The organism is Vibrio sp. S/42/10 (assembly GCF_029890535.1).
Lineage (GTDB): Bacteria > Pseudomonadota > Gammaproteobacteria > Enterobacterales > Vibrionaceae > Vibrio > Vibrio cyclitrophicus.
In genome coordinates this window covers 36,951-63,108 of the sequence record NZ_JAKMZC010000024.1, presented here as the reverse complement: position 1 = coordinate 63,108, position 26,158 = coordinate 36,951, and the positions used below count along the sequence as shown (strand labels likewise).

Annotated in this window: 21 protein-coding genes and 7 tRNA genes; 17 read left to right on the top strand and 11 right to left on the bottom strand. The window is 41.3% G+C overall.

The window, feature by feature from the left end:
* Positions 1-148: 148 nt before the first annotated feature.
* The 3 genes from L8S15_RS20065 to L8S15_RS20055 all read right to left on the bottom strand — a co-directional run bounded on the left by L8S15_RS20065 (position 149) and on the right by L8S15_RS20055 (position 519).
* Positions 149-224: transfer RNA gene (locus L8S15_RS20065), tRNA-Gly, on the bottom strand.
* A gap of 51 nt (positions 225-275) precedes the next feature.
* A tRNA-Cys gene (locus tag L8S15_RS20060) sits at positions 276-349 on the bottom strand.
* Positions 350-432: 83 nt separating this feature from the next.
* Positions 433-519, bottom strand: a tRNA-Leu gene (locus L8S15_RS20055).
* A 370-nt stretch (positions 520-889) separates the two neighbouring features.
* On the opposite strand from L8S15_RS20055, the gene L8S15_RS20050 reads away from it, so the two are divergent.
* Positions 890-1,678, top strand: a complete 789-nt coding sequence (locus L8S15_RS20050) for a lipase (protein WP_280574849.1) — start codon at positions 890-892, stop codon at positions 1,676-1,678.
* Between the two features lie 83 nt (positions 1,679-1,761).
* Here the strand turns inward: L8S15_RS20050 and L8S15_RS20045 are convergent, their stop codons facing one another.
* The 7 genes from L8S15_RS20045 to L8S15_RS20015 all read right to left on the bottom strand — a co-directional run bounded on the left by L8S15_RS20045 (position 1,762) and on the right by L8S15_RS20015 (position 7,781).
* On the bottom strand, positions 1,762-3,627 hold the full coding sequence (locus tag L8S15_RS20045) for a methyl-accepting chemotaxis protein (protein WP_016769301.1): 1,866 nt from the start codon (positions 3,625-3,627) through the stop codon (positions 1,762-1,764).
* Positions 3,628-3,968: 341 nt separating this feature from the next.
* A tRNA-Cys gene (locus L8S15_RS20040) sits at positions 3,969-4,042 on the bottom strand.
* Between the two features lie 62 nt (positions 4,043-4,104).
* Positions 4,105-4,191: transfer RNA gene (locus L8S15_RS20035), tRNA-Leu, on the bottom strand.
* Positions 4,192-4,270: 79 nt separating this feature from the next.
* Positions 4,271-4,346, bottom strand: a tRNA-Gly gene (locus tag L8S15_RS20030).
* A 50-nt stretch (positions 4,347-4,396) separates the two neighbouring features.
* Positions 4,397-4,470 (bottom strand) — tRNA-Cys (locus tag L8S15_RS20025).
* 197 nt (positions 4,471-4,667) lie between these two features.
* On the bottom strand, positions 4,668-6,113 hold the full coding sequence (viaA, locus tag L8S15_RS20020; protein WP_280574847.1) for an ATPase RavA stimulator ViaA: 1,446 nt from the start codon (positions 6,111-6,113) through the stop codon (positions 4,668-4,670).
* 12 nt (positions 6,114-6,125) lie between these two features.
* Positions 6,126-7,781 (bottom strand): ATPase RavA domain-containing protein, encoded by a 1,656-nt coding sequence (locus L8S15_RS20015; protein WP_010429979.1) that lies wholly within the window; start codon positions 7,779-7,781, stop codon positions 6,126-6,128.
* 288 nt (positions 7,782-8,069) lie between these two features.
* Here L8S15_RS20015 and L8S15_RS20010 point away from each other — a divergent pair, with 288 nt between their 5' ends.
* From L8S15_RS20010 to L8S15_RS19945, 14 genes are all read left to right on the top strand, one after another.
* Positions 8,070-8,585 carry an NUDIX hydrolase gene (locus L8S15_RS20010; protein WP_016768092.1) on the top strand — a complete coding sequence of 172 codons (516 nt, stop codon included), beginning with the start codon at positions 8,070-8,072 and terminating at the stop codon, positions 8,583-8,585.
* A 17-nt stretch (positions 8,586-8,602) separates the two neighbouring features.
* Complete coding sequence (gene ltaE / locus L8S15_RS20005) at positions 8,603-9,607, top strand: low-specificity L-threonine aldolase (protein ID WP_016768093.1); 1,005 nt, start codon at positions 8,603-8,605, stop codon at positions 9,605-9,607.
* Positions 9,608-10,426: 819 nt separating this feature from the next.
* Positions 10,427-10,936 carry a hypothetical protein gene (locus L8S15_RS20000; RefSeq protein ID WP_010429985.1) on the top strand — a complete coding sequence of 170 codons (510 nt, stop codon included), beginning with the start codon at positions 10,427-10,429 and terminating at the stop codon, positions 10,934-10,936.
* A 77-nt stretch (positions 10,937-11,013) separates the two neighbouring features.
* A complete protein-coding gene (locus tag L8S15_RS19995; protein WP_010429987.1) occupies positions 11,014-11,511 on the top strand; it encodes a hypothetical protein in 498 nt (165 codons plus the stop codon).
* 90 nt (positions 11,512-11,601) lie between these two features.
* Positions 11,602-12,327, top strand: coding sequence for a molecular chaperone (locus L8S15_RS19990; protein ID WP_010429989.1), 726 nt, complete (start codon positions 11,602-11,604; stop codon positions 12,325-12,327).
* Positions 12,328-12,329: 2 nt separating this feature from the next.
* Positions 12,330-13,016, top strand: a complete 687-nt coding sequence (locus tag L8S15_RS19985) for a fimbria/pilus periplasmic chaperone (RefSeq protein WP_010429992.1) — start codon at positions 12,330-12,332, stop codon at positions 13,014-13,016.
* A 91-nt stretch (positions 13,017-13,107) separates the two neighbouring features.
* Positions 13,108-15,492 carry a fimbria/pilus outer membrane usher protein gene (locus L8S15_RS19980; RefSeq protein WP_016794636.1) on the top strand — a complete coding sequence of 795 codons (2,385 nt, stop codon included), beginning with the start codon at positions 13,108-13,110 and terminating at the stop codon, positions 15,490-15,492.
* The gene (locus tag L8S15_RS19975; protein WP_161750840.1) at positions 15,482-16,363 is read left to right on the top strand and encodes a hypothetical protein; all 882 of its coding nucleotides are present in this window, start codon (positions 15,482-15,484) and stop codon (positions 16,361-16,363) included. The genes L8S15_RS19980 and L8S15_RS19975 overlap by 11 nt, the downstream gene beginning before the upstream one ends.
* A 94-nt stretch (positions 16,364-16,457) precedes the next feature.
* Positions 16,458-17,153: a response regulator transcription factor gene (locus L8S15_RS19970; RefSeq protein ID WP_280574839.1), complete on the top strand. Its 696-nt coding sequence runs from the start codon at positions 16,458-16,460 to the stop codon at positions 17,151-17,153.
* A 611-nt stretch (positions 17,154-17,764) separates the two neighbouring features.
* Positions 17,765-18,733, top strand: a complete 969-nt coding sequence (locus tag L8S15_RS19965; protein WP_010430002.1) for a DUF2860 family protein — start codon at positions 17,765-17,767, stop codon at positions 18,731-18,733.
* A gap of 159 nt (positions 18,734-18,892) precedes the next feature.
* Positions 18,893-19,618 carry a winged helix-turn-helix domain-containing protein gene (locus L8S15_RS19960; RefSeq protein ID WP_016768095.1) on the top strand — a complete coding sequence of 242 codons (726 nt, stop codon included), beginning with the start codon at positions 18,893-18,895 and terminating at the stop codon, positions 19,616-19,618.
* Positions 19,609-20,103 (top strand): hypothetical protein, encoded by a 495-nt coding sequence (locus tag L8S15_RS19955; protein ID WP_280574836.1) that lies wholly within the window; start codon positions 19,609-19,611, stop codon positions 20,101-20,103. Before L8S15_RS19960 ends, L8S15_RS19955 begins: the two co-directional genes overlap by 10 nt.
* Positions 20,104-20,281: 178 nt before the next feature.
* Positions 20,282-21,217, top strand: coding sequence for a ribosome biogenesis GTPase YlqF (gene ylqF / locus L8S15_RS19950; protein ID WP_010430008.1), 936 nt, complete (start codon positions 20,282-20,284; stop codon positions 21,215-21,217).
* Between the two features lie 254 nt (positions 21,218-21,471).
* On the top strand, positions 21,472-22,497 hold the full coding sequence (locus L8S15_RS19945; protein WP_280574834.1) for a GGDEF domain-containing protein: 1,026 nt from the start codon (positions 21,472-21,474) through the stop codon (positions 22,495-22,497).
* A 146-nt stretch (positions 22,498-22,643) separates the two neighbouring features.
* Here the strand turns inward: L8S15_RS19945 and L8S15_RS19940 are convergent, their stop codons facing one another.
* The gene (locus L8S15_RS19940; protein ID WP_010430012.1) at positions 22,644-23,189 is read right to left on the bottom strand and encodes a GNAT family N-acetyltransferase; all 546 of its coding nucleotides are present in this window, start codon (positions 23,187-23,189) and stop codon (positions 22,644-22,646) included.
* A 166-nt stretch (positions 23,190-23,355) separates the two neighbouring features.
* On the opposite strand from L8S15_RS19940, the gene L8S15_RS19935 reads away from it, so the two are divergent.
* Entirely contained in the window at positions 23,356-24,498 is a 1,143-nt protein-coding gene (locus L8S15_RS19935; protein ID WP_010430014.1) for a fatty acid desaturase, read from the top strand.
* A gap of 277 nt (positions 24,499-24,775) precedes the next feature.
* Positions 24,776-26,146, top strand: coding sequence for an endonuclease/exonuclease/phosphatase family protein (locus tag L8S15_RS19930; RefSeq protein ID WP_016793379.1), 1,371 nt, complete (start codon positions 24,776-24,778; stop codon positions 26,144-26,146).
* Positions 26,147-26,158 lie beyond the last annotated feature (12 nt).

Genomic DNA, 26,158 nt, shown 5'->3' with positions numbered 1-26,158 from the left:
TGAACCGGCACAGCGCGAACGCCGAGGGATTTTAAATCCCTTGTGTCTACCAATTCCACCACCAGGGCACGCAATTCTTTATTGCGATGCCGATTACTGAAAAGTAAAACACCATCTTAATGTCAAAATGAATCAACATTACAAAATTTGGAGCGATACATCGGGTTCGAACCGATGACCTCAACCTTGGCAAGGTTGCGCTCTACCAACTGAGCTAGTATCGCATTGTCATTATTCTAATCATCCCTTTGCCTAAACAAAAAGAAGAAAGAAAATGGAGGCGCCTCCCGGAGTCGAACCGAGGTCCACGGATTTGCAATCCGCTGCATAGCCACTCTGCCAAGGCGCCTTATCAACATAAAAATATATTGAAGTGTTTAAAGAGAACCACTCTTTGTTCATCACTCTACTCTCAAGTAGAAACTAAATAGATGGTGCCCCGGGCCGGACTTGAACCGGCACAGCGCGAACGCCGAGGGATTTTAAATCCCTTGTGTCTACCAATTCCACCACCAGGGCAACGCAATTAAGCAATGCTGATTACTGAAAAGTAAAACACCATCTCTCAGCGACCTAGGCCGTGAGAACGAGGTGTACTTTAACGGATGGAAAAAATTCGTCAACAATAAATTTTATCTTTTAATTCAAGTGATTAAATATCGAACTTTACAGGCTTAAATTACTGCAGCTTGTATGGTTATTATACATAGTTCTTAAGTTTCAATGGCATCACCACAGGTGGGGAATTCAATTTATAGACTGGACATTATCGTTTGAAGTCAGTTCTTCCCACTGGTTATCTGTAGCGTAAGAAAGACAACGTCGTTTTCATGCACGTTTCACATTCAACCTCTAGAGTTTTAAGTAACTCTTATTACGAAGTGAAAATGTGAAACCACTAAAACGATACCAATATGAGCGTTATGCCGTCCTATGTAACCTCGCTTACCCTAGAGTTTTTAAACAAACTCGTTACGGGTTTGACCCTAATGGACAACGCATCATAAAGAATCAGTTTGGTAAAACCATGATTCGAGTCTTATGGAGCAGCAACAAAGATGAGGTAGTCGTGGTTATCAAGGGATCACACAGTATTTCTGACTGGCTACTCACCTTCGCATTATGGACCAGAAGCTGTAGAAGGATTGGACTGAACTATCGTGTTCATGCTGGTTTCTATCATCTCATGTTTCAAGAAAGCCAACCAAGTCGTAACGAAGATAAGCTAGGGCAAACCGTTATAGAACGTTTAGAAGCCACGCTCATACCTTTGTTAAAAGAAGGAAAAAAAATTTCCATCACCGGCCACTCATCTGGCGGCGCTATTGGTTGTGTATTTGCTGACTACCTAGACCAAAAGTATCCCGGTTGCATCAAACGAGTCGTCACGTTTGGCCAGCCTGCAATTGGTGATTGGAGCTTTAAAAAGAACTACCGTTTAAGCAAGAAAACTTACCGCATCTGTTGTGACATAGACATTGTAACCTTCATGCCGCCATTACCTTTAATGTATTGGCATACAGGAAAAGTGCTTTGGCTCTACAACGGTAAAATCTATGAAAACACCCCAACACTCATTCGCCTTGGTCGCTCTATCTTTAGTTGGTTGATTCGGCCTTTCTCTTATCACCTTATGAGTAAGTATATCCGTAATAAAGATTTCTTCGATAAACACTGAGACAGCAAATCAAGTTGACGCTAGCTGCTTAAAAAAGAGCACAAGCTTGTAACGACTTGTGCTCTGTATGGTTGTAACTGGACTTATAATTTAAATCTAGAGAGTTCCTGTTTGAGATCGTTAGCTAAGTGACTGAGTTGGTCGGCTTGCGAGACTGCATCTGACGCATCAAGCGCCATCACGTCACTTACTTCACGCACCGACTCAGTATTGGCGTTGATTTCCGCGGTCACTAAAGATTGCTCTTCTGCGGCTGAAGCAATTTGAGTCGCCATGTCGCTGATCATCTGAATCGCTTCGCGTATTTGAGCCAAGCTTTCTCCGGCCATATCCACATCGTGTACGCTAGTTTTTGCCATATCGTGACTTTGTGTCATTACTTTAACAGCACCGCTAGTCGCTTGTTGTAAACGCTTGATCTTGTCTTCAATCTCTTCCGTTGAAGCATGAGTACGTTGTGACAATACTCGTACTTCGTCAGCAACCACCGCAAAACCACGACCTTGCTCTCCGGCCCTCGCTGCTTCAATTGCCGCATTGAGTGCAAGCAAATTAGTTTGCTCTGCGATCTCACGTATTGTCGCTAAGATTGACGCGATTTGTTGACCGTGTTCTTCAAGCTCACTAATGATAGAGACTGCGCTGGTTAACTCAATAGACAGCTCATTGATTGATGATTGACTCTTCGCCATTTGTTGGAAGCCTTGTTCGCTTAACTCAACAGAATGACTTGCACTTTTTGCTGTATTGTCTGCATTAGACGCGATTTCAGAGGTTGCTGTCGCCATTTCGGTTACAGCTGTTGCTACCATAGTGATCTCGTCTTGTTGTCGGCTTACGCTATCGCTACGTTTCAATGCGCTTGTGTTCGCATGTTCTGCACCGTTATTCATGGCAGTTGAAACTTGGGTAACATTTTTCATCATCTCATGTAGCCTATCGACAAACACATTGAACTTATCGGCAAGTTGCCCGACTTCATCTTGACTCGATACTTGGAGGCGTTGTGTTAAATCTCCTTCCCCTTCAGCAATATCAGCTAAAGCTTCGCTCACTCGTCCTAATTCCACCAATTGACGAGCGACAAACCACGACGTTGCCGCAGCCATAACGATCAATACGATCAATCCTGTCGTTACCTGACTGATCAGCATATCGAACAACGGTTGTTCTAATACGTCTTTGTCCATTTCAATCACAAGAAGCCAGTCGGTGCCTTTAATAGGCTCAGCCATGATGACGCGCTCATAACCATCAACTTTTGTAAAAATTGTCGTTAAGTTTTGTGCGGCACTATTTAATCCAGCAACACTTAATTCTGGTGCTATCTCTTTGACTTGCTTAAGGATGAAATCTTTATTCTTATGGGCAACGACCGTACCTTGCTTATCTATTAGGATCGCTCGCCCATTACCTGGAACCTGAATGGCCAAGACATCGTCAATAAGCTTGTCTAATGCGAGATTTGACGCCACCACACCAATAATCGAACCATTTTCGGTCACAGGATCAGTTAAGGTCACCACTAAGGTTTGCATAGTGACGCTTACATATGGCTTAGTAGTGACCGCGCGATTTTCTGCTAAAGTTTGTTTGTACCAACCTCGAGCTCTAGGGTCATAGCCCGCTTTATTTAATGAAGGATCGTGGCGAAACATCTCACCTTGTTTGTTACCGTAGTAACTCAACCCAAACCCACCAGACACAAGGGTTTGACGTAAGTGTGGCACTATATCTAATGACGGGTTAAGTTGAACTTGTTGTTTTAGTCCGTGTACTGCTTGTTTCTTATCATAAAACCAATCGCTGATGCCCTTTGCATGCGCTTGGAGTGTGTTTCGACTCTCACTCTCTATTGATTGCCAACTGTTACTTTGAAAAGTCTTATAACCCATAAAAAGAAGGATGGCAGATGTAACAGCAATCGCTAAAACTACAGAGAAAACCATTTTTCTCTTTAGACTAAATTGCATATTAAGAACCTCTTATAGAACAATTAAAGAAATATAAAGTTCTATGCTCTCACCTATATATATGAATTAAAGAGAGTTAACACTCATATAAATGAAACAAATTGAGTACAGTAATAATTTGTGACTTCTGTTTATTTACATATTACTCAGCCAACAAACTCAAAGTAACGCAGAGCAATGGTAAATAATGGCACAAGTGCGAAACAGGTGACATGAATAATGATTGAGTTGTTAAATAAGTGGGCTAGAAGGCAGGTTGTTCGGTGGTATATCTGAAACGAAAAAACCAGCCACTAGGACTGGTTTTTTCTGAAGATTGGAGGCGCCTCCCGGAGTCGAACCGAGGTCCACGGATTTGCAATCCGCTGCATAGCCACTCTGCCAAGGCGCCTTCAATGAGTGTTTTAAGAGAACTACTCTGTTGATCTCTACCAAAAGTAGCAATCAAATAGATGGTGCCCCGGGCCGGACTTGAACCGGCACAGCGCGAACGCCGAGGGATTTTAAATCCCTTGTGTCTACCAATTCCACCACCAGGGCACGCAATTCTTTATTGCGATGCCGATTACTGAAAAGTAAAACACCATCTTAATGTCAAATGAATCAACATTACAAAATTTGGAGCGATACATCGGGTTCGAACCGATGACCTCAACCTTGGCAAGGTTGCGCTCTACCAACTGAGCTAGTATCGCATTGTCATTCTTCTGCTCATCCCTTTGTCTAAACAAAAAGAAGAAGAGAATGGAGGCGCCTCCCGGAGTCGAACCGAGGTCCACGGATTTGCAATCCGCTGCATAGCCACTCTGCCAAGGCGCCTTCTTACATCAACACTTTAGGGAGTTAAATAAGCTACCCCTGTGTTCGGGTGCTTACTTTACGGATTGAGGGAAGATAGTCAAACAAAAAAGTGAATTTAAATTCCGTTTGCTGACATTTAAATCAAATTGCTGCATGTTCGATCTCTTGAGTCAAAAAACACACAGCAAAAGGGATTTAATTGGAGTGATCGAACGCTACCACTTTTTCATAAAACGGCCAACAAGGCTTGGGTGGTAAGCCCAACAATGGTCAAACATGGTCATAAGTTGTGGGTTGCCGTACTTAGATAGGCTTACCGCGTGGAAACGGTTTTTGTGCTCTTTCAATTTTTCGACTTGAGCAATCATTTCGTCAGATTGTTTTGGTGCAATAAAATCAGAAAGCACAATCAAATCTGCGTTCTTGTATTTATCTCCGGTCATCAAATCAATTGACTTCATCAAAACAGGTTCTAGATCAGTACCACCGTGGAATGAGTAGCTTAAGAAGTCACTCGCTTCACGTAAACCATCTTGTTTTGTTAACTCATAGGTAATCTGCTCAGAAGAAAACAGAATCACGTAACAGTCTCGCTCTTCCGCGAGAGCGATTTGCATCAGGGCATAAGCCATTGCTTTGGCAGATTGCTCTGGAAATCCACTCATTGAACCTGAAGCATCCACACAAACGATGAACGGTCCTTTTTCAATATCGATATTCTTACTATCTGGCTTTTGCGCTTTCACTTTGCGTAAAGTACGAGATTTACCTTGAGATCGATAACTCAGTAAGCGCTTGTCCGCCAGATGTTTATAAAAGATAACTTCGAGCTCAGGATAAGCTAAGAACATAGTTTCGTTTGGTAGCATCTTGTTCAAGTCATCACTCTCGTGAATCCCGACAATATCATCTACCGCTTCATCGCTTTTCTCTTCAACCATCTGTAGCTCTTCTACAGGGGCTTTGTGTAGCGAAGGATCGTCTTCCTCACCCGCCATACGGCCGAGTTTTTCAGCTATTTCTTGCAGGCCTTTATGTTTATTTAAGAACTCTGCATGACGCTTCATTACGGTTAGGTCAGTTTTACTCAACTTAGCTGAAGCCATATCCCACAAGCGCCCTACGCTGCCTTCATCACCTGACTCAGTCACTTTGTCCATGTTCTTTATGGTTTCCATGCGCTGATAAAGATCCGCTAAGACTTTTTCTTTGCTTGTTTCAAGTTCGGTTACTTGAGCTTGCTTAATGGCTTCAGATAACGACTGATACCATTGATCACAAAAGTAATGTGGAAACATAGCGTTATAAACGCCTTTGTTGTTTTCCATTAAACGTCGTGCTTGTAGATAGAACGCAGAGTGCCACTCCAACTTTTTGATGACTCCGTCTATGTCATCAAAAAACTGGCCTTCATTCCAATAAATCACTTCTTGATAAAGTGCTATTTCCTCTTGGAAGCGGTCGGTCTCACACACTTTGGTCACGCGTTTTTTCACTTTTCCGCGCCATTTAACTAAATGGTTTTTTACCGATGTTTTGACGCCTTTGTTCTCAGCAGCCATCATAACTTGAGAACGAGCGATGAGATCATTCATCGCCGTATCAATGATGCCCGAATCAGCAACCATCAAAGCAAGGTTTAAGCCATCTGCTCCTAACATACTTGTCTCCCCTTACTCGAAGTACTGACTCATGAACTTGATGCGTTGAGCGATCTTACTGCTCTTCACTTTTGTCGTTTCAAGGTCTTGAGTTACTGCTTGTAAGCTTGATTCCATCGCTTTTGGTAGCTCTGGATCAATGTAGTTATGAGGTAATGCGTCGTGGAACTCGGTGCGGACTCTCTTTAACTTGAACTCAGCTTCAGTCAACTGTTCTAGTGCTCTCTCAGCGCCACTTAACCATTTGTTATACAATTCTTGATCTAACCCATCAGTCGTTACAACGCTAACCAACACAGAGCGGTTCGCAATATCTTTGATAACGAGCTGATTAGAGGCATCAAGATCCAACTTTAGACGACATAGATTTTTGTTTTCGTTGACGTAGCCGTAAATATCACCGTGCCCTTCTTTAAGAACACGGTCAAAATCATCTTTCGCCACGTATACCCAGCGGCTGTCACCTTTCTCTGATTCAGATACCGACATGTTGCTTTGCAGTAAGACCAGTTTCACTAAATTGTAAGCACTACCTACGCTGTACATCTTCGCGTTCTTAATATCATGTTGATACACGTCTTTACGTAACAAGCCACTGGTTGATTCCATCGATAACGAAACCGACAACGTCGATTCAACATCATCTTGAATTTCTTCTAGCTCTTCACGAGACATTTCGATTTGAGCTTTCGACTCTTGTTGGTCAAATGCTCGGTTAAGTGCGAAATCTTTTACAACACTACGAACCACATCACGCGACTCTGGGCTATGCCATAAGCAATCTTGCAGGAGCATGATATCTAATGGATTCACGCTATCTCTGCCACTGAAGAACGCACTCGCTTTCAACAGTTTGACGGCTTTCTTCCAGCGTCTGTCTGACACATACAGATCTGATTCTGAAGAGGAGCCTTGTTTCTTAACTGTCTCCTCAAGCATGGTTTTTAGTTCAAACAGCTTGTTGAAGGAATTATCTGTCAATTCCAACTTATCGAGTTCTTTCTGCCATTGGTGGTATTCAATGTCGGTAATCGCTAAACCTTTTGGAATCACGGCTTCTTGAGATGTACCAGTCGTCAGCATTGATTTGAAATTTTGCTTGTTTTGAATACGGTTTACAAACACACGGACTAGCATCCGGTCATACAGCGCTTCTAAGCCACTATCTTCATCTGGAAGTTCGTTGGATGCCGAGACTAATAAACGCATCGGCACACGTTCAATGTCACTGCCGTTTTTGAATGTTTTCTCATTAACTACTGTAAGTAACGTATTTAGGATGGCAGGACCAGCTTTCCAGATCTCATCAAGAAATACGACTTGCGCGGTTGGCAAGTAACCCTCAGTTAGTCTTACGTAACGTCCGTTGTCTTTTAATTCTTGGATACTTAGCGGGCCAAACACTTCCTCTGGAGTAGAGAAACGCGTCATCAGATATTCGAAGTAGCTGCTGTTGTCAAAAGCCTGTATGAGACGCTTAGCGATAAGGCTTTTTGCGATACCCGGAGGACCGAGTAAAAACACACTTTCACCCGCTAAAGCAGCCAGTAAACAAAGCTTAATCGTGTCTTCTCTTTCATAGACACCGTCAGACAGAGCTTGCGCTAATTTATTGATTCTTTCAGAGAGTAGCGCCTTGTCAGCATGTGAAGAAATAGAAGGGTTCATGCGTTACTCCGAAAATCTTTGAACAATTGAGAGTGTAGATATGTTTTTATACATTTGTTAGCACTTTGTTACAAGTGTATTTTATTATTGAGTTGCATTTATATCAGATGGTTACGGTCGTAATTTTGGCGCAATCATAGATTCCAAATATGAGAGTAACCTCACGAACGGTGTGAAACTAAATCGGTAACTGAGCCTAAATTTTCTTTTATTTTCGACACCATAGACGTTAAGGTGGTGCACGTCTTCAGTAACGCGATAAATTGACAAGGAATGTGGCAAGACTGCATGAGTAAAGTTATCCATCAATGGAAAAGTATTTCTCTAGTAGAAGAGAACGTGACGCTCCCTACGAACGTCGTGGTAAAGCATACAACAATACACCACCCTGGCGCGGCTGTTATTCTACCTATTACGTCGTCTGGAAAGATTATCCTCATTAACCAGTTTCGTCCTTCACTCAAAAAATGGCTATTAGAACTACCAGCTGGAACGATGGAAGTTAATGAGACACCACTTGAATGTGCACAACGAGAGCTCGAAGAAGAAACAGGCTACAGTGCCAAATCATTCCAAAGCTTAGGGCAAGTTACCCCACTTGCAGGGTTCTGTGATGAGATACAACACCTATTCGTCGCAAAAGACCTCAATCATACGACTCGCTTTGAGTGTGATGAAGATGAAGTAATAGAGGTCATCGAACTTAGCTTAAAAGAACTGCACGATAAAATTCGCTGCGATCAAATTACCGATACCAAAACCATCGCTTGTTTGAGCAAAGCACAACTATGTGGCTATTTATAAAACTCTAGGAGAGAAACATGGACTTTCGTTCTGATACCGTAACCAAACCTTCACAAGCTATGCGTGATGCAATGGCAAACGCAGATGTAGGTGACGATGTCTACGGAGATGACCCTACCGTAAATGAACTAGAGCAATGGGCCGCAACTGAAACAGGCTTTGAAGCTGCAATGTTCACTTCTTCGGGTACTCAAGCCAACCTTCTCGGTTTAATGGCGCACTGTGAGCGTGGTGACGAGTATCTGTGTGGCCAACAAGCTCACAACTACAAATACGAAGCTGGCGGCGCTGCAGTATTAGGCTCTATTCAACCTCAACCAATAGAGAACAACCCGGACGGCACATTAGATTTTAAAAAGCTTGCTTCTGCGATTAAGCCAGACGACAGTCATTTTGCGCGCACTAAACTTCTGAGCCTAGAAAATACGATCAATGGTAAAGTGCTGCCAATGTCATATTTAGCTAACGCTCGTGAGTTCGTAAACCAATATGGTTTACAAATGCACTTGGATGGCGCTCGTGTATACAACGCGGCAGCCGCTTTAAATGTCCACGTGAAAGAAATCGCACAGCACTTCGACTCGATGACGATTTGTTTATCAAAAGGTTTAGGCGCTCCGATCGGCTCACTGCTATTGGGCAACAAAGAGTACATCGCTAAAGCACGTCGTCTGCGTAAGATGGTTGGTGGGGGTATGCGTCAAGCCGGTATTCTTGCCGCTGCAGGCAAAATGGCACTAACAGAAAATGTTGCTCAACTAAAAGTCGATCACGAGAACGCAAAAAATCTAGCGATTGGTCTAAGCAAGCTAGAAGGCTTCTCTGTCAATCCTGACTTCATTCAAACCAACATCGTGTTTGCTAAATTAGATGAGTCTGTTGATATTAACCGCATCGCAAGTGAGCTGAGTGAACAAGGCATTACAATGTCGCCAGGCAACCCTGTTCGCTTTGTCACCCATAGAGATATTAGCGCAGAAGATATCGTGACTTTCTTACAAAAATTGGAAAATGTACTTTAACTTTAGGTTAATTTGTCATCGATAAACTATTAATGATGAAGCTTCTCTTCAAAGGGGAGCCTTTTTTCGTCTTAAAAAGAGTCATCAACCGTTCATATAAGGAAAATAACACCTTTACACCAGCCTCAATGTCTTAAAAAACACCACATTAACGCCAACAAAACTAAATCTCGTTTTGTCCTATATAAATATCTTCAATAAATCATCCAAACATAGCAGGGTGACCTTTCCTCCCAAATTCAAGCGATATCCCGTGCGTTAAATAGAGTTAGGCTGGTGATGAAAAAAACCAAAATATGCACTCAGAACAACTTCGCTATATTTAATGTCATTCGTACGGTAATTGGTGGTTAACATATTGCATTTATAAGATGTATTTTAAGGTGTTAATTTAAATAGAAAATAATTTTCAATTTCTAATAATTCATCATCCTTCATTGCTATTTCACTTCGCTCCATTGGATTTATCTACAAACATTTTAGACGTTGTATTTATTTTTTAGGACCATCACGTTAATAGAGTTATTTAGGTAAAGTCACCATAATCTAAGACTTTAAACAAACGCGTAGACCATAGTTTAAATTTTATCAATTCAATAAAAATTCTCAATCAAACTGGTACTTAGGTAAATTCTATGTATCTAATTGAATATAAAATTGTTATCTAAATTTTTGTATCACTCTTCCAACTCAAAATCATACGAAATCTCATACTTCTGAATAATAATCAACTTTTTTTACTACTTCGCCATTTTTTGTAGCTCTTATAGTTTTGTTAACCAAGCAACACGTTACATTCGATTAGGGAGAGGTGAGCTTATGTACAAAGTATGTTGGTTTCTTCATAGCCTCACTCTCTCCACGTTAATTTTGGGGTTGTCACTTTCATTTAATGTCAGCGCCAATACTTTAACGTTAGGAATTAACGGCAAGATCAAAGATCGATGCGAAATAAATTTTTTCTCTGGCAACGTTATGAAATTTACCGAACATCTCGATGTTCAATCGTTACCTTTTAATGTGTATTGTAACCGCCCATTGGGTATAACGATTAACTCCAAATACGGTGGCCTAAAATATCAACAACAAGGCGTTGATATCATTGAAACTTATAATTTGTCATTACAAATAGATGAGCTTCGTCTTAACGAAAGTCGACACAGCAGTCAACTCTTATCACCTGTAATGATAGACAGTTCTGGTGTAATTCCTTTCTCTCAACAAGGGAGCCTTAGGGTTGCACTTGAAAATAGCTTGCACTTCGCAGGTTATTATAAAGACGTGATTGAAATCGAAGTTTATCCCTCGATTCATAGCGTGACAAAGTAAGACCTCTGCAATGTATCTGCAGAATAACAAATGCTCAGCAGTATTTGAGCCAATCATTTAAGATAAAGGAATTTCTAATGAAAAAGCTAACAATCTACGCAGCAACAGCCACTGCTATTTTTGGTGCTCAAGTTCAAGCCGCTCCTGGTGACGTCCAGTTAGTTGGTTTTGTTTCACCTGTATGTGAAGTTACCGGCCTTTCAACACAACTCATGGACTTTGGTAACGTGTCTCAAATTCAAAACATTTCTGTTGGCGGTCTGAACATGAAGTGTAATGACGTCGATGGTGCAACTGTGACACTAACAAGTGCTGAAGGCGGTCTAGAGTCAGACGATAGCGAAGACTACGCTCTTACCTACGATGCAACATTTAGCCCTTCGGGCCTAGCTCCTTTCACACTTAATGCTCCTGGGGGCCCAGGTCAAAATGATGTTTCAGTGAGTAACTCTTATGGTGGTTCTGGTGCATTAGCTACTGGTGTTGCCGCGACCATTGATATTGTTACGACAGAAACCTCGCCATGGGCAGGTGGCTACTCAGATACATTAACCGTAAATATTACCTCAAATTAGAGGTCAGTAAGTCGGAGGCCACTAGTTGGCCTCCGACTTAATCTGAATCTTAAACCTTACCGACATAAGTTTAGTTTGGAGCTCCTCGATATGTATAAATGGATCATGCAGAAATGGATTGTTCTTCTTTTATTGTCATTTACGTGTTTATCTGCCCATGCGTTCAAGGTAGAGCCGATGTCTATGGAAATGACACCGCTTGGTAAAAGGGCTCAAATGACAATGAGAGTGGATAATTCATCTACCGAACCACTAACAGTGGAATTGTCTCCAGTATTTATGACGATGAACGAATACGGGAAAGAAACTACGACGCCTGCAGATGACGAGCTATTAGTAATTCCGGTGACCGCGATTATTGAGCCTGGACGATCGCAATCAATTATGGTGCGATATTTAGGTGATCCTTCCATCACAGAATCAAAAGCGTATCGTATCGCTGTTAAACAGGTGAAGGTAGAGAGAGCGAGTAGCAACCAGGGACAAGTAAGTCTCTTGCTTCAGTTTAATACGCTGATCAACGTACGACCACAAAACACGACTTCTCAGTTAGAGATAAAAAGTATCGAGCAAAATGACAAAAACAACAAATGGGTTCTAGAAGTGCTTAACAGTGGTAATAGTTATGGTCGATTAACGAATACAACATGGAAAGTATCAGACGGTACACACTCAACGTATTTGAAAGGCGTAGAAATCGCCAAGCGCATTCCAGGAACTTTAGTGCTTCCGTATTCCACGCGTTTTTTTGAAATGATGCCACTTAAAAATTATGACTTTAAGACCCTATCGATTGAAATAGAACAGGATCAGTAGTGATGAGACGTTGTATTTTCGGAGGGCTCGTTTATTGCTTTTTATGTGCACAGACGTTTGGCATAACACTATTTCCAACCGTCATTGAGCTCAACACTGATCATAGAGCAACATCACAGCTGGTTGTGACTAATAATTCGACACAGACTCTCCCTCTTGAAGCCAACGTTCGCCGTTTGAATTTTTTATCCGATGGCACATTTGAAACATCGGAACTGTCAAATGAAGAAATGTTTGTGTTTCCTCCGGCTGCAATGCTAGCACCTGGGGAGCGTCAAGTATTCCGTATACAATGGTTGGGCAATAGATTACTCAAAACGTCTCAGAGTTACTTCATTCGCTTTAGTACCGCGAATATTAGCCAGAACAACGCCAAATTTGATATGCCGACAGGTTTAGCTACGGGTATCAACTTACAAGTTCATTACAATGCGCTATTGCATATTCACTCTTCTTCGCTTGAGCCAGACGTGAAATTGCACATAGGTGAAAAAGGGCAACTCACATTGACCAATACAGGGACGCGGTTTACCTACACATCGTTACTTAATTTTACAGGGCTTGAATCTCAAAACCAAAAAGTACACGAAGCTTTAGGTGAACAATTTGTCCCACCGCGCTCAACTATAACTTTGCCTTCTTCTTTAAATCACTTACCAGTGGGCACTTACCATGGGTATGAAAACTAGAACCTATCACAAGACATGGCATTTTTTGTATATCTTGGTATTGATACTTTTTTATTTTGCCGCCTTCATTCCTAACGTTTGGAGTCAAAAAATGGTATTGAATCCGACAGGGCGAGACATTCAACTCACCTCGTTACTAAGAATAAGTGACACTATATTGGGTGAAGCGGATATTATCATTACCGCTAACAATGAGATATTGCTGCCTAAAGAAAGCACTCTCACTCTCCTTTCTTCAGTGGTGACTCAAGAAGGTATCAATAAACTGAGTAACACGACAGATAACGAGATGTTGTCTCAACATCAATTTGAACTCGTAGGGTTAGGTCTTAGTTTCGACTTTTCGTCATTAGAATGTATCGTGACGGTACCGCCTGAATTTAGCTTAACACAGCAACTGTCGATGAATGGCGCGAATGATTTTTATAATTATGCAGAGCCAAGTATGTTCAGTGGGTACATTAACTTGGCCCTCTCCGCGAACGAGAGTCAATATATCGATCAAAACTCCTCAAGACAGGATCTTTATCGTAGCCAATTCGACTCCGCTCTTAACATTGGCTTTCTAAATTTTGAGTATGAATCCTATTTAGAAAACGGCTCATCGCAAGAATCGAGATACATAAGAGAAGGCTCTCGCCTAAACATTGATTTTGCCGAACAAGGTACACGACTGGTACTAGGCGATATGTACAACAGCGGTCAATCTTTTCAAGATAGCACCGACATTCTTGGTATTGGCTTAACTCGAGATTTCACCCTTATTCCAACTAGAAACGCGCGTCCAAGAGCTAATCAATCATTCACACTACAAAGAGCATCTAATGTCGATGTCTATATTGATGGGATCGCAGTTCAACGGTTAACCCTAGGGGCCGGTAGCTATAACCTTAGTGATATCCCTCTTGCGCAAGGTAGTAATGATATTGTGCTGGTCATCACCGATCGTTCGGGTAATGAAGAACGCATCGAGTTTTCGATTGCGACAGGTAACGACTTGCTCAATAGCGGCGAGTTCGAATATAGCATTATGTATGGAGCACCATCTGAATTACAGAATGGGCAAATAGAGTATCTAACCGACGAACGCATTTTGCATGGTTATATCGATGTGGGTATTAACCCTTGGTTAACTTTAGGCACTAATTTCCAATCCCGTGAAGATCTATACCAATATGGTGCCACCGCCTTAGTTGCTTCTACATGGGGTGTCACTGAATTCAATGCTTCACGTAGCGAACACCCTACATTTGGAACTGGCGATGCTTATAAATTTGCTTTCGATGCAGAGTTTTCCAGTGCAAATACGCTGACCCCACAACTAAGTGTAAGTTACGAATATCTAACCAATAACTTTACGGGTGTGACAGGATTTGATGCTTCCAATGTCGATATAAACTTAACCACCCATTTTGCCTCAGCATTCGGCTCCATTTATCTAGGCCAGTCTTTACGCGCGGCTATGACCCTCAACTACCGAACAGGAGTCGATGAAGAGAACGATTATTGGTTGATCAGTCCGAGCCTATCAGCAGGGCTATTTGATACTCCCGCTACATGGAGTGCACGCTTGAGCTATCAACATAACGCAACCGAAGACGATGACATTAGTACCACAGTCACAATAAGTTGGCCTCTTAGCCGACAAACTCGCGTAGTCGGTCGTTACACAACAGAGCTCAACGAAGCAGCATTAGATTACAGTTATCAAAATAATATTGGTAACACCGGCGGTATATCAGGCTTTGCGAGTATTGTAACTAACGAAGAAACAGATGCAGATATGGATGCCGGTATTAACTATACGGCCAACCGTTATGAATTGAATGCGACTCACGCTTCACGGCTTGAAGATATTAGTGGTGAAACACGAAACCATAGTACAGACGTGACGATCAGCAGCGCACTTGCTTTTGCAGGTTCATCTGTGACGATCGGCAGACCAGTTCGTGAAGCATTTGCGATTGTTAGCAAACATAAAAGCCTTAAAGAGAATGATGTGGCTATCGACCCGACAAAAGATGCTGAGTACGCACGTGTCTATCTTAGAGGAGATGGCAATGCTATGGTCCCTGATCTTGTTGCTTATAATGGCCAAGTGATCGGTTACGAAGTCGATAACTTACCACCTGGGTATGACTTAGGTGATGGTGCGTTCTGGGTTAAGCCTGGTTATAAACAGGGCTACCAACTACAGATAGGCTCCGATGCTGTCTTAACCGTTATTGGCAAGCTATTCGATCGTCAAAGTAACAACCCTATTTCACTTGTCGCAGGCGTAGCACATTACCTTGGTGAAGCAAAACAATTACCGATTGATTTCTTTACTAATCGTAACGGAATTTTTGCAATCTCTGGATTAAAGCCAGGTAAATATCAATTGGTACTCGACACCAAAGGACAGGAATCAGTCATCATCACCCTCAGTGAACGCAGTGACAACTTGATAAGACTAGGAGATGTGTATGTGGAATAAACAACTTCTTTGTGGAGCATTAAGCCTCATCGCCATAAGCCATGTTTCTTCTACATTTGCGTGTGAAGCTAGTGCATTGGCTATTCAACCCGTCTCCTCACAATCACAGTATGACGTTTTCAGCGCAGGGAATTTTGCGACAATAAATACTTACCGTATAGATGCAAACATAATCGGCGAACCCTGTGAGTTGAGCCTGATTTTACAACTTAGCGATACAAGTCGGTCGTTAAAAGGGTCAAACCAAGACAGGCTCAACTTTGAATGGAGTGGGCTCGTTGGCATGCCTGTGGCTAATCAGTGGCATCTGTCATTAACCGACAGTCAACAATCCGCAACGATACAAATGCGCTTTCCAAGCAAACAATGGTTAGAGTCAGGAACCTATCGAGGACTTTTAGAGGTCTCGCCTTCTTATACTTCAGACAACAAACAAATAGAAATCAGCCCAAGCTCACTGCCTGTTTCAGTTAACGTCCCACCCGCTGCAAAAATTCACTTTTATGGGCTAACCCAACAACACTATGACCTTGATCTCGGTACATTATATTCAAATAAAGTGATTCGTTCTGCGCCTAACTTGTGGGTTCAAAGTAATACAGGCTATACCATTGTTTTGGAATCAGCTTATCAAGGAAAGTTACGCCATGAATCAAATGACACTAAATGGGACATCCCATATCAACTCTCCCTAGATAATGACAGAGTAAACCTTGATCAGTTGGATGCACGAATCCAACGTCTTGCTTCGACAATTGGTCAGCCTATTCCTTTGAGTTTTGTCATTGGAGAAACAGAGAATAAACCAGGAGGGCAATATGACGACACATTACAAATTTCTATTGAACCTCGCCTTTCACAACAACCGTAAATATGTAATTATATAAAAAATGAGACATTGCACCCAATTATATAAAATCCAACATCATAAAATTAAAAATCAATTGTTAGTTGCGGAGTAAGTTATGTATGACCATAAGAATAATTTAAAACACATACTCCTAATTGGTGACAACGGTATTAACAACCAGTTTATCCAACGAGAAATAGAAAAATACAGTGATTTCTCCTTTAATAGGGAATGTATTTTAGATATTGAACGCTCACTTAATCATAAAGAATTTGATGTCGTTATCATTAGCTATTTATTGTTGACCGATATAAAAGATATCAACGTCACTCTATCAAACCTAGAGTCCAGTAAGTGGGTGGTCTATGACGTTCCTGAAGATATCACAGGACAAAGCATTACCGTAATGCAATTATTCAATTTATTTAATTTAAAAGGGGTAATCTATCAAGATGCGCCTATCGATCACCTTACACGTTGTTTGAAAACAGTATGTGACGATGATTTATGGTTACCGAGAAAGCTGATGTCACATATTTTGTCCAATGCACGCTCGTATACTGTCAAGTCGGAGGTAATGCTGTCCAGCCTAACAAAAAGAGAAATTCAAATATTTAAACGAGTCATTAGAGGTGATTCAAATTTAGAAATATCAAGCGACCTGTTTATTTCAGAAAGCACGGTAAAAACACATGTATACAACATATATAAGAAAATCAATGTTACTAATCGAAAAGAAGCAATAAAAAAAGCAAATTTTATCAATAGTTTAGAATCTATTATACAACCAGATGTAAAATTCAAGGCATGACTATAGATATAAAAATCAATTGAAGCCTTAATCTTCTAATTCATCAGACGCTTCACTATTTTACCTTAAACAAGCATTCCTCAGAAAGTTTGCTAGAAAGGAATAAAAACCGCTAACTCACAAATTCATACGTTGACGTAATGAAGGTTCGACTAAGTCAAAGTTGGACAAAATTTAAAGATGTTGCTGTTACTTAAGCGTCACAACAGACATGAATTCATCTTTACCTCACCTCCCTACTAAGAATTAATTCTAGAGTCGATTGTAACGATTTTTTGAAACCAAACATCTAAAAACAACTAAATCCTCTCTAAATATGTGTAATCCCACCGACCCTACAAAAGTGACATTTAATAATAATTATTAAATATCAATAACTTAATTAAAAACCATAAAGTCATTTTTTGTCATTAGCCTTATTTGCCGGTTCCATGAATAATTCACCTCTCATTCATGAGTTCAAGCCAATACGTCGAACTCTCTAATGTGATGTCGATACCAGCAATCCAATCACCTCAGGTCGAATCGCATGTTTTTGAATTGATTTAATAGAACGGATTTCTAACCATACGACAAGGAAAGTTGAAGGTAAGCCTAATATTGAGATTGTTATGAACGCGACAAAAATGTCTTTAATTGCCCTGACAGCTATACTTACAGCCTCGGTAACAGCGACTGTACATGCGGTAGAGTGGGATCAACTCAGCGGCGAAATACTCTTCGCTACTCTCTACACACACTCAGATTCAAATCTCTACACCGAGGGCAACCCAAATTTAGGTAAAAAATCAAACCGCGGCGACTATGGTGACAAGGCCATTTTTACTCCTCTGGGAAATTTGAATTTTGATTTCGGTGCAGATCGAACTCACCGTTTATATGTGGGTACATCTCGTGATGATTTATCGGTCGGTACGCTGGCATTCGAGTTTGGTTACCAAAAACAATTAGACTCGGGCACAACCGTTGATGTGGCCTACTTGCCAACCGTAATTCCAGGCGAAGTATGGACTAACCCATATGAAATCGACGAAAGCCGCACGAAAACCGATGTTGATGGCGGTGCTGTACGCATGAAATTAAGTAACCTTTCACAAACGAATATTTCGCTAGATATGGCATACGCCTACGCAGACGTAGAGGAAGACAATGTCCCTAGTCAGCTTCTAGAGCGAGATAGCCAGGCGTACTTCATTAAAGCTCAGTACCTTTCGATGTTAAGCCGTCAATCGGGCATCAATTACGGTTTAAGCTACACGTTCCATGATGCTTATGGCAAAGCAAATCAACACAACAGATATGGTATTGAAGCATCGTACTTCTTTGTATCTTCATCGTATGCTGTAGCTATCACAGGTAACTACGCTCACAGCGATTACCGTGCAGATAATCCAATATTCGATCAAAGCAGAACCGACAATAGTTATAGATTATTCATCGCTTATGAGTACAAAGATCTTGGAAGTTGGGAAAATTGGAGCATCGCGACGTTTACCGGAACTCGAAAGAACCACTCAAACATAGACTTCTTTACACATCGAGAATGGTTAGTGTCAGCTTCTTTAAACTACGCCTTCTGATCGGTTTCACAAGTTGGTTCACTTATCAGTTAGTATCACGATCGCCTTAGCGAAATACTGACTGGTACTAAAACCTATAAATTTGATGACGATATGACGACTAAAGTGCCATAATTAAATAAGTTTCTATTCCGCAATTTGCCCACTTATTATTAATTTATGACCAAACTCACTTTAGAGCCACCTGTGTACCTTATTGGTGAATACTTGTACTCATCAACCTCAGGAGTTTTATCCAAAAACCAAGTTCTGACTCAATTAAGAGCAAAAGAATCGGCTTTGTTGAATGCGTTGATCAAACGAGTTCCTGATGTACTATCTAGAGAAAACATCGTTAAGGAACTTTACGAAAACACGTATGCCACAGACGTAACGATCAACCAATTGGTCAAACGATTAAGAACTGCTCTGGGTGATGATAAACGTTCATTGATTCGTACGATCCCCAAGACAGGTTATTTGTTGGCTATCGAACCGAAATTAGTCAAAAACAACACTGAGACTTGCTCAGTGGAAGCAGCATTCATAGCTCCCGTTGCCAACCATTTACCATTGGAAGTTCAAGCAGAAGAATCCAAGCCTTTAGAGTCGCATAAAATCGTACAGCAAGACGAAATCCGTTTACAACGTTTTGGAGCCCTTGTCGTGATTGGTTGTTTACTAGCGATTGCGATTGGCTACCGGTTAGCTTCTTTGCTTACCCCACCAATACGATATCTAGAACGAGTTTCTATAATCGAAGCAGAAAACCAGCACATCGATACCCTATCCCAAACGCCTACAATAGTAATAGATGAAAACCGCCAGGTTGAGGCTATATATTTAAAAGACGATGAAGTAACCGTTCATTGCACTTATCAAGAGCAAGTTACCTTATGCGATTAAAATCCAAACATCATAAAGTTCTCGTAATCTGGACCGTTTGTGTGGTCGTTGGTTTTCTCTTATTCCAACTCAGCTACACGCCAACGAAACCATTTACTGGCTTTTGGAGCGGACACTCGATCGTTAATTATGGCGAACGCTCTCTGCTTATCAACACACAACTGATCATCGATAGCCCTGAATCAGAAAGTGCTCGCTTAATTACCACATTCGAACCCAAATCCGATGTTACTACGCCTTTTCAAACCAGCGTTACCAGCAACATACAAGTGCAAAGACGAGTCGACTCAAAAGTCACCTTCTCATTAACTGAACTGAATTACACCAATAAGGAAGCGCTTGAAATTTACTTAAACCGTGAGTTACCGCAGACGGGCAGCTTAGTTTCAGGTGAGTCATGGGCGGTCGATGACGATGAAATATTCATGTATTTAACCCTCGCATTCGGCGAGAAGATGGGCGTAATTCTCAAGCGTCATCAATAGTTGTTGGAAAAATGAAGACTTACCCATGCATATCAACCCGAGTGAAGCTAGCATCGACTGAAATCATTGTGAGGTGGCGATAAGTTCATATCTTTATCATCACTATATAGATATGGCTTTACACGCCCTATCGAACCCTTACAATGTGCAGCAAATATATTTATCAAGGTTTATCTCTATGTCTATTCAATGGTTTCCGGGTCACATGCATAAAGCCCGCAAAGAAATCGAAGAAGTTATCCCACAGGTTGATGTGATCATCGAAGTATTGGACGCTCGTATTCCGTTCAGTAGCGAAAACCCAATGATCTCTTCACTGCGCGGCGATAAGCCTTGTGTCAAAGTCTTAAACAAACGCGACCTTGCCGATCCGGAACTCACTCAACTTTGGATTGAGCACTTTGAGAAAGAACAAGGCGTTAAAGCGATTGCAATTACCACTAGCGTAAAAGAAGAAGTAAATCACGTAATGGAGCTAGTGCGTAAGCTAGCACCTCACCGTGAACAGATGGGCAAAAACATCCGAACTATGATTATGGGTATCCCAAATGTAGGTAAGTCGACCATCATCAACTGCTTAGCTGGGCGTACAATTGCGGTAACGGGTAACCAACCGGCAGTAACTCGTCGCCAACAACGTATCAACCTACAAAATGGCGTAATCCTTTCTGATACTCCTGGAATCCTTTGGCCTAAAGTGGAAAACCCACATAGTGGTTTTCGCCTAGCAGCAACTGGTGCAGTTAAAGACACAGCAATGGAATACGACGAAGTTGCTTTTTATACAGTTGAATACTTAGCGAAACAGTACCCTAACCTACTTAAAGAACGCTACCAAATTGAAGAGCTACCAGAGTCTGACATTGAATTAATGGAAGCGATTGGTCGCAAGCGTGGAGCACTTCGAGCTGGGGGTCATATCGATATTCATAAATGTTCTGAAATCTTACTTCACGAACTTCGTAGCGGCACTTTAGGTAAAGTAACGCTTGAGCTGCCAGAAATGATAACAAAAGAGCTGATCGAAGTTGAAGCTGCGGCTGCGCTAAAAGCAGAACAACAAATTAAGAAGAAAGAAGAACGTCGTAAGCGTTACTTAAAAAACAAACGCTAATCGCTGTTCTTCACTTTTACTCCTGCCTCTAAGCTATTCACGTTCTATTTCGGTAGAACGTGAATGTTTTCGCTCTACGTTTTTTTGATCTAGCTAACATACTGACGAATCAATAGAAACTGCCGTTTACAATCTGAAACACTGTGACATACTACGCAAATTATTGTGTATCAATTTCGGCTAACTTCTTAATGCGCGCTTATTCTGGGTTCAAAAATCAGAGATTTAAAACCTATTTCGATAATGAAATTTATTTGCCGTACGTAAAATCCATCTACATTCCAATCACAATATTTTTTGCGTTTATGATCACCGATTTCATACACTTCGGTGCTGAATGTATCATCCCAGCTCTACTAAGAGCCATAATCGTTATTGCCATGTGGTTTACTGCATCTCACTGCATTAAATACAAGCCCAGCTCGTTACAACAATTAGAAGCGGCTTTCTTAATAATCAGTGCTCTATTTCTAGTTTATGTTGGTCGTTTCGCTATTGAGCTTGGGGATTTTGATTACCAAGGTGGCATCATCATTGTGATGATCTATGTCGGAACCTTCTCAAGGTTGTCAGCGAGTTACAGTATAACCGCGCTCACCTTCATATTTTTAAGCTACATTATTGGTTTATCCCCTTATCTGTACGCGGCTGAACCTAACCATGAAATTGAAACGATTTCTGTTTACATATCCGCCTACATCCTTATAGCGGCGGCGTGCTTAAGACGAGATTTTGAAGTACATAAACGCTTTATTCAATCAGAACAACTGCGAAAACAAGCCATCCAACTGCGTAAACAATCTAGCCAATACGAAGCGCTTTCATATAGAGATGCGCTAACAGGTTGTTATAACCGTCTATATCTTCATCAAGTCATAGAACCCAGTATTAACCGTCAGTTATCCATTACATCAATCATGATCGATATAGACCATTTCAAGTCGATTAACGACACTTACGGACATCAAATGGGTGATATGGTTATCAAAGAATTGGCTAACGAGATTAAACAAAGACTACCGAGCAGCAGTAACTGTTTTAGGTATGGCGGTGAAGAGTTCTTGATCATGGTGCAAGGCGAAACCGAAGCCTCAATCAGATCATTAGTTGGTTCTCTTTTAGAGTCGCCCTCTGACCTTAGATTGGAAGTTACCATCTCAATTGGTGTGAAACATTCGCCTCAAGCTCTTGGGTCTGTTGAGCAACTCATCAACGACGCCGATCAAGCGCTATACATTTCGAAGAAAAACGGTAGAAACCAGATCACTTGGTGCGACTAAACGCACAATCATTAGAAACATCTACCCTAATCAAAAAAGCCCCGAACAATCTAATGCTCGGGGCTTTTATTTTTATTCTTAAGCTTTAAAGGAGCTTTGGTTGAACTTTATTATTTAGTAAGGAACAATTTCACAACGAGAAGCGACTAAGAATACACAGCACTCGCTGTCTTCTGCTCAAGTTCTACGGGAGATTCCCAAGAGATTACTTTCTCGGTCACTTGACTTCCACATGGTGCATTCCAAACCTGTTCCAGTTCTTCTTTTCCACCAATCGCTTGATAAAAAGCAATAGCTTGGTGATTTTCAGACATCACTTCTAGATAAAGTCCCGAATCCGAATAATATTGTTGCAACCACTTAGATAGTTCAGACAACAAGCGCTTGCCTACACCACGGCCACGATAGGCATTATCCACATGTAAAGCATCAATGAACGTACCACGCTCAAAGTTGTGATTGCCAAACGCACAGACAAAACCAACCAGTAAACCACCCTCTTCAAGCAATAATACATGTTGGTTAAAAGGAGGATTAATCAAACGAGTCTGCCAAATAACAGATCTGTCCTCCAAAACATCATTTTCCAAGTAATCATCAGCGAGAATCCCACGGTAATATAGCTTCCAGCTATCCGCATGTAATTGGGCAATCCGCTCATAATCTTTATATTCAGCTACCTTAATTTCCATTTATTAGCCCTTAGTACTTCCATTTCTGACTTGCTACTACATTTCATACTACCTTTATACAATATTTAAGCAAAACATACTAATACACGTTTACACTTTCAATATTGACTTACACGTGTACGCTGATATTCTAGCGTACAGATGTAAGCCCAATGGAAATTTGCTAATGAATAGTGCCGACAAATCATCAACAAAAAAGCCGCCATTAATCTGGCTCAATATTTTTGTATTCTCTTTTAGTATGCTGCTTGCTGTTGTCGCAGCTCCCATTTATGGCTACTTTTTTGGCTATGGTATGGAGCACTGGATATGGCTAGCGATCTGTTTTACTTTCTGCAATCTGTCAATCACTACAGGTTACCACCGCCTCTGGTCACATAAAGCGTTTGAAGCGCATTCAAGCCTCAGGTTTCTATTTGCCTTGGGTGGTGCATTTGCTCTCCAAAATAGCGCACTGCATTGGTCTTCTGATCACCGTGTGCACCACAAACATGTCGACAATAACGACAAAGACCCTTATTCAGCCAAGCGCGGTTTTTGGTACTCACACATCGGTTGGATGATTCGTAACTACAACACTGCGATGTACACCGATTACGAAAACTGTCGTGACCTTAAAAAAGATAAAATCGTGATGTGGCAACATAAGCACTACGTGTTACTTGCTCTTCTCATGAACTTTGGAGTCCCTATCGCATTAGGTGTGATTTACGGCGATGTGATTGGCATGTTGTTAATCGTGGGTGCGGTACGCTTAGTGCTTAACCATCACACAACCTTCTTTATTAACTCGCTTGCTCATATCTGGGGTAGCCAACCTTTCACAGATAAAAATACAGCACGTGATAACGGTGTGTTAGCGGTTCTTACTTTTGGCGAAGGCTACCATAACTTCCATCATATCTTTGAAAACGACTACCGTAACGGCATTTACTGGTGGCAATACGATCCCACTAAATGGTTGATTAAAAGCGCTTCATTGATGGGTCTAGCAAGTAAACTTAAGAAAACGCCTCAAGCTCGTATTGAAAAAGCGGAAGCATCAATGCTATTGAAACGCACGCAGCAAAAGATCATGCACCGTGCCGACAAGCAACAAATAGCAGACAAGCTTCAGGAAGAGTTCGATGCACTTGTATCAAATATGAATGAGTACTATGAAGTTAAAAAGCAGCTACTTGAAAGCAAACGTGAAGACGTCGTGAAAAAGTACGAGCATTCAGTACTTAAAGTTCGATACCAGCAGATCAAAATGAATTTTGAACAACAAAAGAGAAATTGGGCAATGACAGTGGAGCAATATGCTTAGTAAAACAATGCGCTTAACACCCCAATAACAACGTTGTTTAGTTCTAACTCAAGAGCCCTCATATTACTATGAGGGCTTTTTAATTTACGCTTCTAATTAAATATATGAAATTTTTGTCTTTATTAAAATAACAAAGGTTAGTTCCAAATATCACACTTTCAATGTAACACCATGTCGATCATCAACTTTCAATGTGACGACTATCACTTACAGAACGATATTCATTCCATAACATTTGCATCCCACAATTCTTTCATGCAATTAGCGGATCCATTTTATGAAATTGTTAAAAACATCTATCGCTTTCGCCATTTCTTCAGCTCTTTTAATTGGTTGCAGCAGCGACACTGATTATGTTCAACCTGAAGAAGTCAAAATCGCAACTTACAACCTGTCTTTTGACCGAACAACCTTTGAAGCTCTTGTAACAGAAATGCAAATCGAACCAAGTGTTCAGGCAACGCTAGTATCCGATTATTTGGATAACACGATTGGTGCTGCAGACAAAGAGACAGCGGCCAAAGTGATTCAGATCCGTAATGTAGCAGCCGTGATTCAAAAGAATCGTCCTGACGTACTTATGATGGCTGAGTTTAACAATGACGGTACTGGCACCGACAAATCGGCGCTAGAAGGCTTCCAGAAAAACTACCTTTCTGTCGCTCAAAGTATTGAAGGTGCAGGCGGCGATGCTAACCTAGAGCCAATCTCATACCCATACTTTGAAAGCTACTCAACCAACACCGGCTTATTGAACGAATTTGGCTTTGATTTAGACAATGATGGTACTCCTGGGACACTACCCGGAGATGCGTGGGGTTTCGGTTTCTACCATGGTCAATACGCGTTTGCTTTGATGTCTAAATACGAAATCGACACGGCAAACACACGTACATTTCAAGAATTTAAATGGAAAGATCTTGAAGGTTCAACCATCCCAACAATCACAGTGTGTGATGATCCTAGTAAGTTCCCTGTCGGTATGGGTTGTGGCGAAGAGTGGTACACAACTGCTGAGTGGGAAGAAGTTCGTCTATCATCAAAAAACCACGTTGATGCACCGATCCTAATTCCAACTAAAAACGGGACAGAAACCGTTCACTTGCTGATGTCTCACCCTACTCCTCCGGCTTTTGATGTGGGTAAGAACATTGAGCAAAACGCAGCAGAAGTCGACTTCTGGCACCAATACATTCAAAATAAATCGTTCATCTATGATGATTCTGGAAAAACGGGTGGCCTAGAACAAGGCAAGCACTTTGTCATGATGGGTGATCAAAACCTCGACCCAGTAGATGGAGACGGTATTAGTTCTGTAATGCAAGACTTGCACAACGATGCACTGGTTAATCAAGAAGTCACCAATGGTCATTTATACCCGACCAGTTATGGTGCAGCTGAACATGCCGTGGATAAATCGTCATCTCACCCACAACCAAACCGTATCACTTCAACATTTGGACTTGCGGTTGATTACGCTCTTCCATCAGCCACATTAAGTATTATTGAATCTGGTGTTTATTGGTCAGCTTCATATGAAGAAGGACGTCAGTTATTCAATGACTCACGAATTGGTGATTATGGTAACGGTAAAGATGTTTCATCTGACCACCGTATGATCTGGGTAAAAGTAGGCTTTTCAAAGTAGCTGCGTACCACC